We start from the raw sequence: 17,771 nt of genomic DNA, 5'->3' as shown, positions 1-17,771 counted from the left end.
CTCACCGACATTCAGACCGCAGCTCGGACTGAGCGCATGAGCACATCATTCCAGTCGTCGCCGGTTACCTCCGGTCGCCTGGTGACAATTAGCCGCCCTTCGCAAGCGTAGGCCTCTCGCGCACGCTCTTCAGCAAGGTGCCCGCCCGCATCATTGTCGACAAAGAGATACAGCTGGTGCACCGATTCCGGGATTGTGGCCAAGCCGAAGCGTTCGTTTCCTAGCGTCGCCCAGCAGGGAACCTTGAACATTTGCATCGCTGAGAGGGCCGTTTCGTTTCCTTCTGCGAGGCCAAGGCGTCCCCCATCCGGGTACGCGAAACGCACCGCGCCAGAACCGGGGCTGCCCAAAGCACGCCTGGGCCGATCGAAAGAAGCCAAGCTGGTTTTGTCGGGGTCAAGGAAGGAGCGGTGCAGCGCCAGAATTCCGGCATCATTGCGCACGGCCGCCACCATCGCGGGTAGAAACCGGACAGCACCCTTTGGCCCCAGCGGCATACGCGGGTGGAAACGTAGCTCCGGCGAAGAAATCGTGATGCCTCTGGACACGAGGTACTTCTCGGCGGGGCTGCCAGCGATGGTCGACGCCTCACGCCAGAGCCTCAGCGCATTGCGATTGGTGACTTCCTCGCGCGGTTCGGCCACGATCGGACCATTCGTGCCATCGAACAGGTCCGCAATTCGTATTCCGAGCCCGGCCATGGCTTCTATCACCGCCTCGTTCGTGCAGCCGGCAAAGCAATGAACAAGGATTGCGCGCTTTCCAAGTGTGATGCTTAGCGAAGGAGTGCGGTCGTCGTGGGCCGGGCAGCAGCACATTCCGCGCGAACGCGACCAGACACCGCCCAGCTGCTCGACTATCTTGCGCCCGCGGTTTTCCAGTTGCAGACCTTGAAATTGGGATGATCGCTGTTGGTGCATGGGGGCATCTCCATCGTAACGTGCCTCCAACCGCGCAGCCTCCGCTCTGCGTCGCTGACGTTTCATTTTCCTACATCAGGTGTTCTATATATGTTCTTTCCCGATTCGACCACCAAAGGATTTGGGAATGAGACTGAAATGGGCAGTAGTTGCAGGGGCAACGACAGGATTTGGGTCCGTCCTCCCCGCTCACGCGCAGGAGATGGAGCCCCCTCAGATGACCGTTGCCTCGGAGTTGACGACCGACGGCTTCCGCGTTGCAGAAGGGACTGATGGCTTCCTGCTCGTCGAACATGGCATTTGGAGAAAGCCTCCAACGGCCTCGTCCGAGCCGCCGGCTACCGATGCGGGTCGAACCTATCTGCCCTATCGATATCCAAAGCCCCAAGGCAGCGCGCCATCGGGCTTCCGTCGGGCTAGCTACCTTCCTCATGTTTACGCTGCTGAGGCTCAATACTCGCTACCAAGCGGCCTTCTCGACGCTCTTGTATGGACGGAATCACGATATAATCCGATGGCCATCAGCAAGGCCGGGGCCGCAGGCTTGGGACAATTGATGCCAGGGACAGCGCGGGACCTTGGCGTTTCAAATCGCTTCGATCCCAAGGCGAACATCTTGGGTGCGGCCCGATACCTACGCCAGATGCTGGACAAGTTCGGGGTGGTTCATCTGGCCCTCGCTGCCTACAACGCAGGTCCAGGTGCCGTCGAGCGCGCAGGCGGTATTCCTCGCAATGGCGAGACGCCGGCCTATGTGCGCGAAGTGCTGCGCCATTGGCGTTTTTGAACGGGGGGTGTTGTGAGCGCGGGTCGAATACGCGTCTCGGGAATTTTAAGCCGCGGTAGACGCGGGATGTTCCTGACCACGACAGACGAAGTCGTCTGGATCATCGAGAGCGAAGAACCCGAATGCGAATTCGTCGAATCAGCGGTGATTGTCGAGGGGGTTGTCGCAGGTCGAGATCGTTTGCGCGCAGACTGGATTGGACCGGTCTGATCGAAGCCATAGTTATCAGGCTGCGCGCTTCCCTGCCTTCTTGATGTCGATCACCTTCCCGCCGCTCAGATAGTCAGCCCAGTCCTGCATCATCCGGCGCCGAGGAGCCAGGTATTCAGCGGCATTGTAAGCTCCACGCACGTCGTTTTTCTCCGAATGCGCGAGCTGTAGTTCGACCCAATCCTCATGGTATTTCCTGATCCACATGGGCGGCTTACCGAACTCGACCAACTGCTCATTGGCCCAAGTGCTCGCCAAGCCCCGGAAGCCGTGTACGGTTTGGCGGCTGTGGTATCCGAGGCGATAGAGCGCGTAGATCATTGTGTTCTCTGAAAGCGGCTTGTTCGGGCCGTTGCCCGGGAAGAGAAACTCGCCAGGCGCTGCTGCTATCATGGATTTCGCGATGTGCGTTGCCTGCTGCGAGAGGGGTACCAAATGCTCTCGTCCCATCTTCATTCGCTCGGCTGGTATCCTCCAGACAGGTGATTTTCCGCCCAGGTCTTCAAACTCGGATTTGGCGGCGAAACGCAGTTCCTTGGTTCGAACCCAAGTCAGGAGCGCAAAGAGAACTGCGTCACGGGTGATCGCGGACCGTCGTTCGCCCTCTTCCTGATAGGCATGCAGCTTCTCGATGAATGCGGGCAACTCGCTGAGAGGCAGCCGGCTCATATGCTTCACTCTTGGACGCGGCTTTAGAGCCCCGCGCAAATGCGTCGTCGGATCGTTCGAGGCAAGACCACACGCGATTGCGAACTGGAAGACTTGCCCCACCCCTTGTTTCGCACGCCGGCTGATATCGAGCGCGCCTCTTGCTTCGATCTTGCGGATCATTGCCAGGACGTCGGGTGCCGTGATTTCATTCACGAGTTTCTCGCCGATGACTGGAAAGACGTCCCTTTCCATGCGCGACCAGACGCGTTCGGCGTGCGCGGCATTCAACGCGCTCTTTCGATTTTCATGCCAACGCTTTGCGACCTCGAAGAAGGTGGCTCCTTCCTGCGAGATCACTTCTCCCTTGGATTTCATTGGATCCTTGCCCTCGGCTAGCAACGCCTTTGCGGCTGTGCGCTTGTCGCGCGCGGCAGCTATCCCGAGATCTGGGTAAGCGCCGAACGAGAGCAACTTCTCCTTGCCCGCGAAGCGGTACTTCATCCGCCATAACTTAGACCCGTTCGGCTGTACGAACAGGAATAAGCCCTCCCCGTCGGCCATCTTGTAGGCGCGCTCGCGTGGCTTGGAATTTCGGGCCTGAATCTCCGTGAGAGGCATTGGGGGTATCGCTCCTTTCCGATACTCCGCGAAAATACCCCCAAAATACCCCCACACCAAATCTGGCTGCATGTGGAAGACCATGGGCGCATGCGGACGCGAATCACCCGCAACCCTCTGCTTTTCTTTCGATTTTTGGAAAAATGCGGAAGCTAGTGGAAGCTTCCGGATCAAGGAATGGTAGCGGAGGAGGGACTCGAACCCCCGACACGCGGATTATGATTCCGCTGCTCTAACCGGCTGAGCTACTCCGCCATACCAATTCCGGCCTTGGCCGGAGCAGTGTGGTGCGCCGCGTCTGCGGGGCAGGTGCGTGCCTCTAGGGGGGTATCGGAGATTGGTCAACACCCTATTTTACAAATTTAGCGATTAAAGTGCAGGTCCTTGATCGGACGCCATAATCCGTCCTCCCAGGCATAGATGCCAAAGCCGCGGAAACGGAAGGTTCGGGGCTCCAGCATAGGGCTCAACTGCGCCTGGAGCGCCCTCGCCTCCTGCGAGGTCACCTTGTTCTGGATCGTGATGTGAAGGCGCAGGGGCTGGGCGTCCTGGCGCGTGAGGAGGCCGTGCATGCGCGCGGCGATCTCGGCGTGGCATTCGACCATCGCGGGCGATTCGATGCGGATCGCCGTGCCCTTGCCCAGCTTCAGCAGACCCACGACCTGAGCCTGCGCTGGCGGAGTGCGCGTCAGGTCCTTGAGGACCTGTATCAACTCCTCCTCCACGCTGGGTGGCAGCGCGTGAAAGAGCGTCACGTGCGCGCGCAGGCGATTGCGTTCAGGCGGGAAATGGGCCGTGCGAAGTGCGTCGGCCCAAGCCTGGATCTCAGGGGGAAGCAGGGCCGTCACCAGCAAGGGAGCGCCCGGCTGACGCTCGGAGCTGAGAACTTTGCCGGGAAGGTTCACCATGGCCGGCCTACCGTCACGCCAGATGCCTCGAATGCATTCAGATCTCGCCGCGCTTGCGCCGGATCTCGAACCATTTCTTCACGTTCTCGTTGTGCGCTTCGAGCGTGGACGCAAAGACGTGCCCACCAGTTCCGTCGGCGACCATATAGAGCGCGTCCGTCTCGGCCGGGTGCAGCACCGCCTCGATCGAGGCGCGGCCCGGATTGCAGATCGGGTGCTTGGGCAGGCCTACCATGGAGTAGGTGTTGTAGTCGTTGATCGCCTGGATCTCGGACTGTCGGATGCGCCGGCCCAGCGGCTTGCCCTTGGTGATGGGGTAGATGATCGTGGGATCGGCCTGGAGCAACATCCCCTGCTTCAGACGGTTGGAATAGAGCCCGGCCACGACAGTGCGCTCCTCGGCCTTTGCCGTCTCCTTCTCCACGATGGAGGCGAGTACCAGCGCTTCTTCAGGCGTCTTGACGACAAGATCGGGCGCGCGCTTTTCCCAGAGCTCGGCCAGGGTACGGCGCATGCCCGCCTGCATCTTGCGCAGGACATCCGCGCGCGCATCGCCTTTCTGGATATCGTAGGTGGCAGGTAGGACCGAACCTTCTTCGGGCACGGCAAGATCGCCGGACAGGGCCTCCTGCGCCATCAGGCGCTCGTAGACCATGATGGAGGGCATGCCCTCCGGGATCATGACTTGGCGACGCACGACGTCATCGCTGGAGATGATCGCCAGGACCCGCGAGGGACTGGCGTGGGCGGGGATCACGAATTCCCCGGCCTTGATCGCGCCACCGCCCCCGAAGAGGCGTGCGCGCAGGGCAAACCCGTCGCCCGAGCGCACCACGCCCTCGTCCTGGAGCTTGTCGGCCACAGCCGAGAGGCTGGCGCCATTAGGGACCACGAAAGCGGAATCCTTCGTGAGCGGGCCGGAACCGAACCAGCCGCCCACGACGTTCCACACCACGATCCCCGCCACCAGGACGAGCGCTGCCACGAGGGCGTACCTGCGCCGTGACATCATGAGGGTTCTTCCCTGGAGCCCGCGCGGAAGGTCAGTCGACCTTCTTCATGATCAGGCTGGCGTTCGTGCCACCAAACCCGAAGCTGTTGTTGAGCACCGCGCGCACTTCGCGCGAACGTGCCACCTTGGGCACCAGGTCGACGCCTTCACAGCCTTCCGAAGGCGTGTCGAGGTTGAGCGTGGGCGGCACGATCTGGTCGCGCATCGCGAGGATGCAGAAGATCGATTCGACCGCGCCCGCGCCGCCAAGGAGGTGGCCGATGGCCGACTTGGTCGAGCTCATCGAGACGCTGTCCATGGCCTCGCCGAACAGACGGCGCACGGCGCCCAGCTCGATGGTGTCGGCCATCGTCGAGGTGCCGTGGGCGTTGATGTAGTCGATATCGGCCGGCGTCATGCCCGCCTTCTTGAGAGCCGCGGCCATCGAACGGTAGGCACCGTCCATCTCCGGGTCCGGAGCCGTCACGTGGTAGGCATCGCCCGAAAGGCCGTAGCCCACGACTTCGGCGTAGATCTTCGCACCGCGCGCCTTGGCGTGTTCGTATTCCTCGAGGACGAGGACACCCGCGCCCTCACCCATGACGAAGCCGTCGCGGTCCTTGTCGTAGGGGCGGCTGGCTTCTTCGGGACGATCATTGAAGCTGCAGTTGAGCGCGCGTGCCTGGGCGAAGCCGGCAATGCCGATGGGGCAGATCGTGCTTTCCGCACCGCCCGCCAGCATGATGTCGGCGTCGTCGTCCTTGATCATGCGCGCGGCATCGCCGATCGAGTGCGCGCCGGTCGAGCAGGCGGTGACGACCGCGTGGTTCGGGCCCTTGAGGCCGTACTTGATCGAGACCTGACCCGAGATGAGGTTGATGAGACGGCCGTGCACGAAGTGCGGCGAGACGCGGCCCGGGCCACGGTTGGCGAGCACGAGCGATTCGCTCTCGATACCGGGAAGACCGCCGATGCCCGAACCGATCGAGCAGCCCGCGCGCAGCTTGGTCTCTTCGTCCATGTCGACAAGGCCGGCGTCTTCGAGCGCCTGGCCCGCGGCATCGATGCCGAAGACGATGAAGGGATCGACCTGGCGCTGGATCTTGGGATCCACGCGCTTGCTGGCATCGAACCCGTACTCGTGATCCGCCGGCTTGACCTCGCAGGCGATCTGGCACTTCTGATCCGACGCATCGAACTTGGTGATGGGGCCCGCCCCGCTCTTGCTGGCGAGGATGTTCTTCCAGGTCGTTTCCACGTCAGCGCCCAGCGGGGTGACGAGGCCAAGTCCGGTTACGACGACACGACGCATTCCAATGCTCTCCGAAACGGCGACAGGCCCGCCCCCTTAGAGGTCGAGCCTGTCAAATTCAATCCAATTGCCCACAAACCGGCGATGGTCCGCCCTGAAAGGACGTTACCGGGACGCTGCGGGCGGGCCGGGATCAGCCCTTGTTCTCGTCGATGTACTTGATCGCATCCGAGACGGTGCTGATCTTTTCAGCGGCATCGTCCGGGATTTCGACGCCGAATTCTTCTTCGAACGCCATGACCAGCTCGACGATGTCGAGCGAATCGGCACCCAGATCATCGATGAAGCTTGCATCTTCGGTGACCTTGTCGGCTTCCACACCGAGGTGCTCGACGACGATCTTCTTAACCCGATCGGCGGTATCGCTCATTTGTATAGACCCCTTCAGAAAGCGGAGGATTAATCTTGGTTGCTTGACGCCCTAGTTCCTAGGGCGCTGGCTGGCAAGTGCCGCCACAGCACGGGCACCGCACTTGTCCCAAGTGCGGCGCCTTTGCAAGGGCGAAAGACCCTCAAGGCGCCGCAAGCTCGGTTTTTGCGTCGATTTTGCCCGTTCAGGCGCCCGGCTTGGGCTGGGGCTCGACGACGCGCATGTGCAGTTCGCGCAACTGACGCGATTCCGCCGGCGTCGGCGCGCCCATCAGAAGATCCTCGGCGCGCTGGTTCATCGGGAACAGCGAGATCTCGCGCAGGTTCTGCGCCCCGCACAGCAGCATCACGATGCGATCGACACCGGCGGCCATGCCGCCGTGCGGCGGAGCGCCGTACTGGAAGGCGCGGTAGAGACCGCCGAAGCGCTCTTCCACATCTGCCTTGGTCAGACCCACCTTCTCGAAGGCGGCAACCATCAGTTCGGGATCCTGGTTACGGATCGAGCCCGAAGCGATCTCGAAGCCGTTGCACACGAGGTCGTACTGGTAGGCCTTGATCGTGAGCGGATCCTGCCCGTTGAGGGCTTCCATGCCGCCCTGCGGCATCGAGAACGGGTTGTGCGCGAAGTCGACCTTCTTGTTGTCTTCGTCCCATTCGTAGAACGGGAAGTCGACGATCCAGCACAGGTCGAAACGATCCTTGTCGATGAGGTCGAGCTGCTCGGCGACGCGAGTGCGCGCAAGGCCCGCCAGCTTGGCGGCCTGCTCGGGCTTGCCCGCGGCAAAGAAGACGCCGTCATTCTCGCCAAGGCCAAGCGCCTCGATCAGCGCCGCGGTCTTTTCCTCACCGTGGTTCTTGGCGATCGGACCGCCGGGCTTGCCATCCTTGATGTTGATGTAGCCAAGGCCCGAGAAGCCCTCGCCGCGCGCCCAGTTGTTCATGTCGTCGAAGAACTTGCGGCTGCCGGCGCCCGCGCCCGGCGCCGGGATCGCGCGGATCACGCCGCCCCCACCAACGATGCTGGCAAAGATGCCGAAGCCCGATTCGACGAAGTGTTCGGTCACGTCCTTGATGAGGATCGGGTTGCGCAGGTCCGGCTTGTCCGAACCGTAGTCAAGCATCGCCTGGGCGTAGGGAATACGGCGGAACTCGCCCGAAGGCGTCACCGGCTTGTCCCCTGCGAACGCGGCGAAGATGCCCTGCATGACCGGCTCCATCGTCTCCCAGATCTCTTCCTGGGTGACGAAGCTCATCTCGAGGTCGAGCTGGTAGAACTCGCCCGGCAGACGGTCGGCGCGCGGGTCCTCGTCGCGGAAACAGGGCGCGATCTGGAAGTAGCGGTCGAAACCGGCGACCATCAGCAGCTGCTTGTACTGCTGCGGCGCCTGCGGGAGCGCGTAGAACTTGCCCGCGTGGATGCGGCTGGGCACGAGGAAGTCGCGCGCGCCTTCGGGCGAGGACGCGGTCAGGATCGGCGTCGAGAATTCGGTGAAGCCGATGCCTTCCATGCGGCGACGCATGTCCGAGATGATCTGGGTGCGCTTGACGATGTTCGCGTGCAGCGTCTCGCGGCGCAGGTCCAGGAAGCGGTACTTGAGGCGGATGTCCTCGGGATATTCCTGCTCACCGGCAACCGGCATCGGCAGTTCGGCAGCCTTGCCCAGCACCGTCACCGAACGGGCGTATACCTCGATCTCGCCGGTGACGAGGTTGGGATTCACCGTCTCGGGAGTGCGCGCCTTGACGGTGCCCTCGATGGTGACGACCGATTCCAGACGCAGTGCGTCGAGGATCTCGAGCGCAGGGCTGTCGCTGTCGGTCACGACCTGGGTCATGCCGTAGTGGTCGCGCAGGTCGACGAACAGGACGCCGCCGTGGTCGCGCTTGCGATGGACCCAACCCGACAGGCGGACCGTCTGGCCGACCTCGGCCGCCGTCAGGGCGCCGCAGGTGTGGGAACGATAGGGATGAGTCATGGCGTCAGGCTTCTTCTTCGCGAAAAACTAAGAGTTCAGGCCGCGTCCCCTAGTCGACTGGCGCGCCGATTTCCAGACACCGTTTGACCCTGCGCAAAAGGTTATCCGCGTAACCCGGTATAAACCATTATCATCTAATTGCCTGACGTTCGGGTCGAATGGAGAACACGATGTTGGCAGAGGTCACGATTGACAGCGCAGAAAACAAGGCTTTTCGACGCTCGATCGAGGACATGGTGCGCAGCCAGCGCGCGGACGAAGCCGCCGATATGCTGCGGGACATGCTGACGGGCGTCTGCTCAGCGCAAGGCCCCCTCCCCGCCGAATTCCTGAACACACGGCCCGAAGCAATCTCGTTCACGGGCTGGAATCTCCTCGCCGACGCGATCTGGAAGCTCGACCAGTGCGGCGAGCCGGTCTCGGCCGTCAGCCTCGACCTCTCCCCCCACACCATCAGCGACGAGGACGGTGAGCCGGTCCTCGCCACCCGCTTCTTCTTCGACACCTCCTGGCCCTTCTCCGAATGCACCCGCGAGGAACTGCTCGAAGGCTTCAACGACTATGGATCGGCCTGGCACAACGACCACGCCGATGCCGAAGAGCGCGTGGTGGGTATCGACGGCCTTGGCACCATGGCCGATGCGCTGGCCGCGCTGCACATGGCCAACACCGCGCGCGAGACACCCAACGCCACCGCCCTCCAGGCCGAACTGCTCGGCACCCTTTACATGGGCGTGCTGTTCCACCTGGCCGTCGAGGACAAGGCCCGCCGCACCGCGCTGCCGCGCCGCATGGCCCTCCTCGCGGTGAGCGAAAGCCCCTTCGCGGCCCTTTCCACCCCCGTCCTTGCCAATTGCGACGCGCCCGAGACGCCAAGCGCGCCGGAGCCCTACGATGGCGCCACAGGTTTCTCGGGAACTTACAACGAGGACGACGAGGAAGAGGACGCTTTCGAGAACGAGGGCGAAGACCACGCCGACACGATGGCCGCGCTGCTTTCGCCTTCCTATTCCGGCGACGCGCAAGGCTCCGCTCCGGGCGATGACCCGGAATCCTGGCACCTCCCGCCACCGGGCATCCATACCACCGGCACGCAGCTGCGCCGCAAGCTGGTGACCGAAGAAAGCATCTCCGAACTCGCCGAATCGGCCCGTCCGGGGCTCCTTGCCCGCCTGTTTCGCCGTTAATAATCGCAAACAAACGCGAAACGGGGCATCGCTGGCGTTGATCCCTTCGCGTCTTCAGCGTAACGCCGCATGCAAATGAAGATACACACCCTGATCACGGACAGCGACGAGCTCGCCCAACTGTGTGACCGCCTGGCAAAGTCGGACTTTGTCGCGGTCGACACCGAGTTCATGCGCGAAAACACCTACTGGCCCGAGCTTTGCCTCGTCCAGATCGCCAACACCGAGGAAGCTGCCGCGATCGACCCGCTCGCCAGCGGCCTCGACATGACGCCGCTCTACGAGCTGCTCACGGACAACCACGATGTTCTCAAGATCTTCCATGCCGGCGGGCAGGACGTCGAGATCATCTTCAACGCGACGGGCAAGACCCCCTCGCCGATCTTCGACACCCAGATCGCGATGATGGCCATCAGCCAGTCGGAACAGATCGGCTATTCCAACCTCGTCGAATCCTGGCTGGGCCTGACCATCGACAAGGGCGCGCGCTTCACCGACTGGTCGCGCCGTCCGCTGACCGAGCGCCAGATCGAATACGCCATCGGTGACGTCACCCACCTCTCGAAGATCTTCCCCAAGATCCTCAAGCGCCTGATCAAGACCGGCCGCGGCATGTGGCTGAACCAGGAAATGGAAAAGCTCGCCGATCCGGACAACTACCGGAACGACCCGACGCTGGCCTGGCGCCGGATCAAGGCCGCGGGCCGCAATCCGCAGATGCTCGGCCGCCTGAAAGCCATCGCCGAATGGCGCGAGATGGAAGCGCAGGGCAAGAACATCCCGCGCGGGCGCATCGCCCGTGACGAGACGCTGGCCGACTTGGCCAGCCATCCGCCCAAGCAGCAGTCCGATCTCGCCAAGGTGCGCGGCCTCTCGCAAGGCTGGCGCGACAACGACATCGGCAAGCGCCTGATGAACACCATCGCCAAGGCCCAGCCACTCGGCGACGACGAGATGCCCCCGCGCCAGCCGCGCGGTGCACCGCTCGGCAAGGAAGGCGCACTGGTTGCCGACCTCCTCAAGCTGCTCCTGAAGATCCGCGCGCGCGAAATCGACGTTGCCGCCCGCCTCCTCACCCGCAGCGACGAGTTGGAAATGCTCGCCTCGGGTGTGCGCAAGAACCTGCCGATCTTGGAAGGCTGGCGCTACGAGGTATTCGGCAAGGACGCGCTCGAACTGGTCGAGGGGCGCCTTGGCTTCGCCGTCGAGAAGGGCCGCCTCAAGATGACCCGGGTCAGTGAGGACGAGGAAATCTTCGCCTCCGCCGGCTCGGACGACGCGGTCGACGAGGAAACCGACGAGAGCGGGGACGACAGCGAATCATGACGGTCTACCAGCCGACACTGAAGCAGCTTCAGTATCTGGTTGCCCTGCATGAACATGGACATTTCGGCCGCGCGGCCGAAGCCTGCTACGTCTCGCAGTCGACGCTCTCGGCGGGCCTGCGCGACCTGGAAACCCTGCTCGACGTGACCCTGGTGGAGCGCACCAAGCGTGCGGTGCGCTTCACGCCGCTGGGCAATACGGTGGTCGAGAAGGCGCACCGCATCCTGCGCGAGACCGAGGAACTGTCCGAACTCGTCCAGTCGAGCGGCAAGCCACTCTCGGGCGAGGTGCGCATGAGCGTGATCCCGACAATCGCGCCGTTCCTGCTCCCGCGCATGTTGCCGCGCCTGCGCCGTGAACGCCCCAACCTCAAGCTCTTCCTGCGCGAGGAACCGAGCCAGGCCGCGATCGAATCGCTGCACCATGGCCGGGCGGACTGCGTGCTCTTGGCCCTCCCCTACCCCACAGGCGAGGTGGAGCAGGAGACGATCGAACTCGACGCCTTCTTCGTGGCCTTCCCGGCCGACGATCCGCGCGACCCGCCCCAGGAAGTGGGGCCCGACATCATCGATGAAAACCGTCTCCTCCTGCTGGAAGACGGGCACTGCCTCAAGGACCACGCGCTCGCGGCCTGCAACCGGCCCGAACTGCGCGCCTCTGCCACGATGATCGGGACCTCGCTGCACACGCTGGTGCAGATGGTGGACAATGGCCTTGGCCTCACGATGCTGCCCGAAATGGCGCTCGATGCAGGCATCCTCAACGGCACCAACGTGGTCGCCCGCCCGCTCATCTCGGCCAACGCGAACCGCGAGATCGCGCTGGTCTGGCGCAAGAATTCGCCCCGCTCGGACGAATTCCGGATGCTGGCGGATGAACTGCGCGCGGGCTGACCGCGCCTTATTGCCCCGCTGACGCAGCCTTGCCGCCGGTGAACTGAAGCGCAACGCAGCACAGGCTGATCGCCGCGCCCAGCGCGCACACGCCCGTCCAGCCCAGGTGCGTCCAGCATGCCATGGCCGCCGCCGAAGCAAGTCCCCCGGCCACGAACATGGCGGTCATGTAGATCGTGTTGATGCGCGAGCGCGACTCGGGCTTCAGTGCGAAGATCACGCTCTGGTTGGAAATCTGGCTCGACTGCACACCGAAATCGAGCGCGACGACGCCCAGCATCACGCCCGCGAGCCCGTCCCACAATCCGAAGATCGCCCAGGAGACCAGTGAGATGCAGGCTGCAGCGGCAATCACCCGGCGCGGGCCCCGACTATCGGCGATGCGCCCCGCGACAGGCGCAGCAAGAACGCCGACCACGCCCAGGATGCCGAAAAGACCCGCTACCTGAGGGCCGAAGCCGAAGCGCGCCTCCAGCCGGAAGGCCAGGATCGACCAGAAGACCGAGAACACGCCGAACTGGCAGCACTGGATCGCCGTTGCCCGCCGGAGCGCGGGAAATTCGCGCCAGAGCCCGACAAGCGAGCCGAGCGTTGCGCGGTAACTCGTGCCAGCCGTTTCCGGCGCGCTGCGCGGCAGGCGCAGCGCCACCATGGCCGCCGTCCCCAGGGCAAGTGGCACCGCGATCCAGAACATGGCCCGCCAGCCAAGGTGCTCGGCCACGAACCCGGCAAGTGTACGGCTGAGCAGGATGCCGCAAAGCAGACCCGCCATGACAACCCCGATCACATGCCCGCGCCGTTCGGGAAGCGCGAGGCTGGCGGCCATCGGGATGATCTGCTGGGCTACCGAGGCAAAGATGCCCACCACCAGCGAGGCGATCAGGACAAGCGCGCCCCCCTGCGCCAGCGCAACACCCGCACAGGCCACGGCCAGTCCGAGACACTTCCACAGGACCAGCCCGCGCCGCTCGAACAGATCGCCCAGCGGAACAAGGAAAAGAAGGCCCAGCGCATACCCGATCTGGGTGGCCGTCGGCACATAGGCCACCCGCCAATCGGCAAGGTCGCCATGCATCTGCTCGAGCATGGGCTGGTTGTAGTAGAGATTGGCCACGGTCAGGCCTGCGGCCAGCGCCATCACCGCAACGACACTCACCGACAGAAGCGCACGATGCTCTCGGGCAGGATGGGAAAGCGAGGAAATGGCAGGGCTCCGCGAACATGCAGGGGCCAGGCAGGCCCGGGATCGAGGCCGAGCCCTAGGCCCGCCTCACCTCTCGCCGCGAATGCAACGAACGCACGCCCTTGCGCGCGCGACGCACGTCGCGGACCTACGCGTCAGTCCATATGCTTGAGGCCGACGCGCAGGTAATCCCAGCCGGTGATGAGCGTCAGCACGGCCGCCCCCCACAAGGTGGTCAGGCCCACGGTGTGCGGGATATTGATCGCCACACCAGCGAACGGCGTGTTCCACCAGGGCATCGCCTTGCCCAGGATCAGCGCGCCCAGCGAGACCATCTGGAACGTCGTCTTCCACTTGGCGAGCTTGCTGACCGGGATCGAGACCCGCAAGGGGCCCAGGAACTCGCGAAGGCCCGAAACCGCAATCTCGCGGATGAGGATGACGAGCCCGGCAATCACGTGCATGTCGCCCACATAGGGCCCGCGCAGGATGCCCTGCGCCGTCAGGACGAGGATGACCGCCGCGACCATGATCTTGTCCGCAATCGGATCAAGGAAGACCCCGAGCTTGGAAACCGTCCCGCTCGAGCGCGCAAGATAGCCATCGAAGTAGTCCGTGATCCCCATCAGGCAGTAGAGCGCAAAGGCAAGCGCATAGCCCAGCACCCAGTCCGGCCACCACAGCAGGAAGGCAAGGAGCGGAACCGCGAAGATTCGCGAAAGGGTCAGGATGTTCGGAAGCGTCAGCATATGGGCTGCCCCATAGCCGGGAATGCGGGGCAGAATAAAGTGTTGATCGGGGGTTGCGGCCTCGGCCTGCCGCTTTAAGGATCCCGTCAACCTGAACGGTGAGAGACCGACAAGACCATTACATGACGCAATCGACCCAACTGCTCCGCGCGCGACGCTTTCTCCCCCTCTTCGTCACGCAGCTTCTGGGCGCGTTCAACGACAACCTGTTCAAGAACGCGATGGTCCTCTTCGTGGTCTACAGCGTCTACAACTCGGAGAGTTCCGAGGCGATCTTCAGCGCGGTGGCCTCGCTGATCTTCGTTGCGCCCTTCTTCCTGTTTTCCGCACTGGCCGGCCAGCTGGCCGACATGCGCGACAAGGCCACGATCATCCGGCTCATCAAGCTGTGCGAGATCTTCATCATGCTGGTGGGCGGGCTTGGCCTTGCCCTCGCGTGGCAGGGTATCGCCCTTCACACCGTGGCGATCCCGCTGCTCCTGGTGGCGGTTTTCGCCATGGGCGTACATTCCACCTTCTTCGGGCCGATCAAGTACGCGATCCTGCCCCAGCACCTCAAAAGCGAGGAAGTCCTCGCGGGCACCGGCCTCGTCGAAGCGGGCACCTATCTCGCGGTCCTGGCCGGTACGATCGTTGCAGGCTGGATCAGCGTGGATGCGGCGGCCATCGCGGTGATCGCGGTTGCCGTGATCGGCTATGTCTCGGGACGCAGCGTGCCCCCAGCCCCGCCCATCGGCAAGATCGAGCCCCTCGATTTCCACCTGGTGCGGGCGCCTGCGCGCCTGATCCGCGCCACCATGAGCGACCGGCGGGTCTACCTTGCCGTGTGCTCGATCAGCTTCTTCTGGGCGCTCGGCACGATCCTCTTCATCCAGTTCCCGCCGCTTGCCAAGAACATCCTGATGGCCGCCAAGGAAGTGGCAAGCCTGTTCCTGGTCATCTTCTCCATCGGCATCGCGATTGGTTCGGTCACGATCAACACGCTCCTGAAAGGCACCGTCTCGGCGCGCTGGTCGCCGCTCTCGGTCATCGCGATGGGGGTGTGCCTGATCGGCTTCGAGCTCGTGTGCGAGGCCTGGCCCGCTTTCGAGGGGCCCGACGCGCTCATGGACGTGGGCACGTTCGTCCTGCAGCCGCTCGCGCTCCCCCTGATGCTCTCCCTCCTGGGCGTCGCCATTGCGGGGGGGATGTTCGTCGTGCCGCTCTACGCCTTTCTCACGACCTTCGTGGAAAAGTCGCAGACCGCGCGCACGATTGCCGCGAACAACGTGGTCAATTCGGGCGCCATGGTGCTGGGCGCGGGCGTGGCTATGGCGCTCAACTTCTTCGGCATGCCGATCGTCAAGCAGTTGCTGGTCGTCGCGGCCGCCTGCCTCGCCTCGGCCTGGCTGGGCTACCGGCTCTACCGCGCCGAACTTACCGCGCGTTAGAGAATGAAGGTAAAGATCGCGAGGAACGAGGCGCAATAGGCCGCGAGGAACTGCTGCCAGTCGCCGCCTCGCATCTTCCAGCGCCGCGCGGCCAGCGCCTCGTCGTCCACGGCAGGGCGCAGGTGCGGCGGCACTTCGAGCACATGGGCCGGAAGGGAGCGGCGAAACGGGTGCCCGGATTGTTCGCTGGAGAGGACCAGCGCGCGACGTTTCTGGGTTCTCATGCCGCAAAGTTAGCTAACGGTTAGTTAACTATCCAGACCAAAATGGCGCGCTTCCCACTTCGGGACGAAAGTCTCCCGACGTGGCGGGCTCACGCGGGAGTGCGCACGAAAAAGGGGCAACCTTGCGGTCGCCCCTGTTCGTACTGGCGCAAGGCTTGGCCTTGGCCTTGGCCTTATCGTGGTCTTGCCGTCAGACCCGGTCGCCCACGGCGCCCTTCACCTTGCCGACGCCCTGCTGGACTTCGCCCTTGCGCTCCTGCGCCTTGCCCTCGGCCTTCTGCTCGGGATCGTTGCGCGCATCGCCTGCGGCCTGCTTGGCGTTACCGGCGATCTCGTTGCCCAGACCCTTGATCGTGTCCTTCAGTTCACCCATGATAACATCTCCTTGTTTCTTCGACACTTACCTGCCGATCTTACACAAGGACAACAGCTCGACCGGGCGGTTCGTTCCCGCCCCGCCGACAAGGCGAGCCTTACGTGAGACAACTGGACAACCCGGTTGAACCCACTCCAGTCACGTGTCAGCCGCCCGCCATTTCCAGGATGTGCGCCCATTCCTCGGGCCGGACCTCGCCGACCGAGAGCCGCGACAGCTTGACCAGTTCCATGTCGGCGAGCGCCGGGTCGGCCTTGATCTGCTTGAGCGTGACGCTGCGCGCCAGTTTGCGCACCGGCTTGACCTTGACCGCGGCCCACTTGCCATCGGGGTCGCTCGGATCGGCAAGTCCCGCCGCGCTCACCTCGACGATCCCCACGATCTCGCGTCCCTCGTTCGAATGGTAGAAGAACGCTTCGTCGCCAACTTCCATCGCACGCAGGTTGTTGGCCGCCCGGTGGTTGCGCACACCGTCCCAGGTCCCCTCCCCCTCGCGCACCAGGTGGCGCCAGCCATAGGCATCGGGTTCGGACTTGAGGAGCCAGTAGCGCTTTGCCATCGTGTGCCTTTCCGTTTCGACTAAGGGCTTCAAAACCTTTACAGCGGCGGCATAGACGATTCTTGATGGAAATATGCAAGACATGGACCTCGCCAATATCCCCGTTCTGAGCCTCGAGGCCGATCGTGACGATCTTCCCGCCCGTATCGGCGAATCGTTCCGCACCTTCGGTTTCGCCATGATCCGCGATCACGGCATCGATCAGGACCTGATCGACCGGGCATGGGCCCTCACCCGCGAATTCTTCGCGCTGCCCGAAGAGACCAAGCGCGCCTACCACCTGGCCGGCAAGGCCGGTGCGCGCGGGTACACCCCGTTCCGCACCGAGGTCGCCAAGGGCGCGACCGAGAAGGACCTCAAGGAATTCTGGCACGTCGGACGCGATCTTCCCGAGGGCTCTCCGCTGGCCGACAGCATGCCGCCCAACATCTGGCCCGGCGAAGTTGAAGGCTTCGAGGAGACCTTCAAGACCCTGTTCGCCCGCTTCGACGCGGTGGGCGCAGAGATCCTCTCGGCTATCGCTGTCCACCTCGGCCTCGATCCGCGCTGGTTCGATCCGGCTATCGACGATGGCAACTCGGTGCTGCGCCTGCTCCACTATCCGCCCGTGGCCGAAGGTGCCGGCGGGGCCATCCGCGCCGGGGCGCATGAGGACATCAACCTCATCACCCTGCTGCTCGGCGCCGAGGAAGCCGGTCTGGAGCTTCTGAGCAAGGATGGCGAGTGGCTTTCGGTCGCGCCGCCCGAAGGCGCGATGGTCATCAACATCGGCGACATGCTGCAGCGCCTGACCAACAACGTCCTGCCTTCGACCACGCACCGCGTGCGCAATCCCGAAGGCGAACGCGCCAGCTACAGCCGCTATTCGATGCCCTTCTTCCTGCACCTGCGCAGCGATTTCCCCTTCGTGACGCTTCCGCAATGCATCAGCGCGGACAATCCCGACCAGTATCCCGATGTCATTACCGCAGACGACTATCTTCAGGAGCGCTTGCGCGAGATCGGATTAAAATACTGAAACGGATAACAATTAGCAAAATCCTGAAGTGAGCGTCCGAGGTGATTTAACCAAAACTTCAGGGGATATCCCTAGAGCTTC

19 protein-coding genes and 1 tRNA gene are annotated in these 17,771 nt (G+C 63.5%); 7 read left to right on the top strand and 13 right to left on the bottom strand.

What is annotated here, in order from left to right; all coding sequences use genetic code 11:
• Positions 1-11: 11 nt before the first annotated feature.
• Complete coding sequence (locus HT578_RS00235) at positions 12-920, bottom strand: DUF7146 domain-containing protein (RefSeq protein ID WP_213501407.1); 909 nt, start codon at positions 918-920, stop codon at positions 12-14.
• Positions 921-1,047: 127 nt separating this feature from the next.
• Between HT578_RS00235 and HT578_RS00230 the strand changes: the two genes are divergently transcribed.
• Both HT578_RS00230 and HT578_RS22075 read left to right on the top strand, forming a co-directional pair.
• Positions 1,048-1,707: a lytic transglycosylase domain-containing protein gene (locus tag HT578_RS00230; RefSeq protein ID WP_046902795.1), complete on the top strand. Its 660-nt coding sequence runs from the start codon at positions 1,048-1,050 to the stop codon at positions 1,705-1,707.
• A 12-nt stretch (positions 1,708-1,719) separates the two neighbouring features.
• Positions 1,720-1,917, top strand: a complete 198-nt coding sequence (locus HT578_RS22075) for a DUF5818 domain-containing protein (protein WP_277884181.1) — start codon at positions 1,720-1,722, stop codon at positions 1,915-1,917.
• 15 nt (positions 1,918-1,932) lie between these two features.
• Here the strand turns inward: HT578_RS22075 and HT578_RS00225 are convergent, their stop codons facing one another.
• The 7 genes from HT578_RS00225 to aspS form a co-directional block, all read right to left on the bottom strand.
• Positions 1,933-3,186 (bottom strand): tyrosine-type recombinase/integrase, encoded by a 1,254-nt coding sequence (locus HT578_RS00225; RefSeq protein WP_046904789.1) that lies wholly within the window; start codon positions 3,184-3,186, stop codon positions 1,933-1,935.
• A 178-nt stretch (positions 3,187-3,364) separates the two neighbouring features.
• Positions 3,365-3,441: transfer RNA gene (locus HT578_RS00220), tRNA-Met, on the bottom strand.
• 107 nt (positions 3,442-3,548) lie between these two features.
• Positions 3,549-4,094 carry a 2'-5' RNA ligase family protein gene (locus HT578_RS00215; RefSeq protein ID WP_213501406.1) on the bottom strand — a complete coding sequence of 182 codons (546 nt, stop codon included), beginning with the start codon at positions 4,092-4,094 and terminating at the stop codon, positions 3,549-3,551.
• A 37-nt stretch (positions 4,095-4,131) separates the two neighbouring features.
• Positions 4,132-5,106, bottom strand: coding sequence for an endolytic transglycosylase MltG (gene mltG / locus HT578_RS00210; protein WP_422394362.1), 975 nt, complete (start codon positions 5,104-5,106; stop codon positions 4,132-4,134).
• Positions 5,107-5,137: 31 nt separating this feature from the next.
• Positions 5,138-6,397, bottom strand: a complete 1,260-nt coding sequence (fabF, locus tag HT578_RS00205) for a beta-ketoacyl-ACP synthase II (RefSeq protein ID WP_039394150.1) — start codon at positions 6,395-6,397, stop codon at positions 5,138-5,140.
• Between the two features lie 133 nt (positions 6,398-6,530).
• Positions 6,531-6,767 (bottom strand): acyl carrier protein, encoded by a 237-nt coding sequence (locus HT578_RS00200; protein ID WP_028657713.1) that lies wholly within the window; start codon positions 6,765-6,767, stop codon positions 6,531-6,533.
• Positions 6,768-6,951: 184 nt separating this feature from the next.
• Entirely contained in the window at positions 6,952-8,745 is a 1,794-nt protein-coding gene (aspS, locus tag HT578_RS00195) for an aspartate--tRNA ligase (RefSeq protein ID WP_039394154.1), read from the bottom strand.
• 170 nt (positions 8,746-8,915) lie between these two features.
• On the opposite strand from aspS, the gene HT578_RS00190 reads away from it, so the two are divergent.
• From HT578_RS00190 to HT578_RS00180, 3 genes are all read left to right on the top strand, one after another.
• Complete coding sequence (locus tag HT578_RS00190; protein WP_213501405.1) at positions 8,916-9,932, top strand: hypothetical protein; 1,017 nt, start codon at positions 8,916-8,918, stop codon at positions 9,930-9,932.
• Between the two features lie 75 nt (positions 9,933-10,007).
• The gene (rnd, locus tag HT578_RS00185) at positions 10,008-11,258 is read left to right on the top strand and encodes a ribonuclease D (protein ID WP_213501404.1); all 1,251 of its coding nucleotides are present in this window, start codon (positions 10,008-10,010) and stop codon (positions 11,256-11,258) included.
• On the top strand, positions 11,255-12,151 hold the full coding sequence (locus HT578_RS00180; RefSeq protein WP_039394162.1) for a hydrogen peroxide-inducible genes activator: 897 nt from the start codon (positions 11,255-11,257) through the stop codon (positions 12,149-12,151). The genes rnd and HT578_RS00180 overlap by 4 nt, the downstream gene beginning before the upstream one ends.
• 7 nt (positions 12,152-12,158) lie before the next feature.
• Here the strand turns inward: HT578_RS00180 and HT578_RS00175 are convergent, their stop codons facing one another.
• Positions 12,159-13,307, bottom strand: coding sequence for an MFS transporter (locus HT578_RS00175; protein WP_239026409.1), 1,149 nt, complete (start codon positions 13,305-13,307; stop codon positions 12,159-12,161).
• A 182-nt stretch (positions 13,308-13,489) separates the two neighbouring features.
• Positions 13,490-14,083 (bottom strand): CDP-diacylglycerol--glycerol-3-phosphate 3-phosphatidyltransferase, encoded by a 594-nt coding sequence (gene pgsA, locus HT578_RS00170; protein WP_213501403.1) that lies wholly within the window; start codon positions 14,081-14,083, stop codon positions 13,490-13,492.
• A gap of 122 nt (positions 14,084-14,205) precedes the next feature.
• Here pgsA and HT578_RS00165 point away from each other — a divergent pair, with 122 nt between their 5' ends.
• Positions 14,206-15,513 (top strand): MFS transporter, encoded by a 1,308-nt coding sequence (locus HT578_RS00165; protein WP_213501402.1) that lies wholly within the window; start codon positions 14,206-14,208, stop codon positions 15,511-15,513.
• Here the strand turns inward: HT578_RS00165 and HT578_RS00160 are convergent.
• The 3 genes from HT578_RS00160 to HT578_RS00150 form a co-directional block, all read right to left on the bottom strand.
• Positions 15,510-15,737: a hypothetical protein gene (locus HT578_RS00160; RefSeq protein ID WP_039394168.1), complete on the bottom strand. Its 228-nt coding sequence runs from the start codon at positions 15,735-15,737 to the stop codon at positions 15,510-15,512. The genes HT578_RS00165 and HT578_RS00160 overlap by 4 nt on opposite strands.
• A gap of 190 nt (positions 15,738-15,927) precedes the next feature.
• Positions 15,928-16,110, bottom strand: coding sequence for a CsbD family protein (locus HT578_RS00155; protein WP_039394171.1), 183 nt, complete (start codon positions 16,108-16,110; stop codon positions 15,928-15,930).
• A 148-nt stretch (positions 16,111-16,258) separates the two neighbouring features.
• Positions 16,259-16,672: an EVE domain-containing protein gene (locus HT578_RS00150; protein WP_213501401.1), complete on the bottom strand. Its 414-nt coding sequence runs from the start codon at positions 16,670-16,672 to the stop codon at positions 16,259-16,261.
• An 82-nt stretch (positions 16,673-16,754) separates the two neighbouring features.
• On the opposite strand from HT578_RS00150, the gene HT578_RS00145 reads away from it, so the two are divergent.
• Entirely contained in the window at positions 16,755-17,690 is a 936-nt protein-coding gene (locus HT578_RS00145) for an isopenicillin N synthase family dioxygenase (RefSeq protein ID WP_213503892.1), read from the top strand.
• The last annotated feature ends 81 nt before the right edge of the window (positions 17,691-17,771 follow it).

Source organism: Novosphingobium decolorationis (assembly GCF_018417475.1).
Lineage (GTDB): Bacteria > Pseudomonadota > Alphaproteobacteria > Sphingomonadales > Sphingomonadaceae > Novosphingobium > Novosphingobium decolorationis.
The sequence above is the reverse complement of the archived record's forward strand: the minus strand, read 5'-3'. Positions and strand labels throughout refer to the sequence as shown.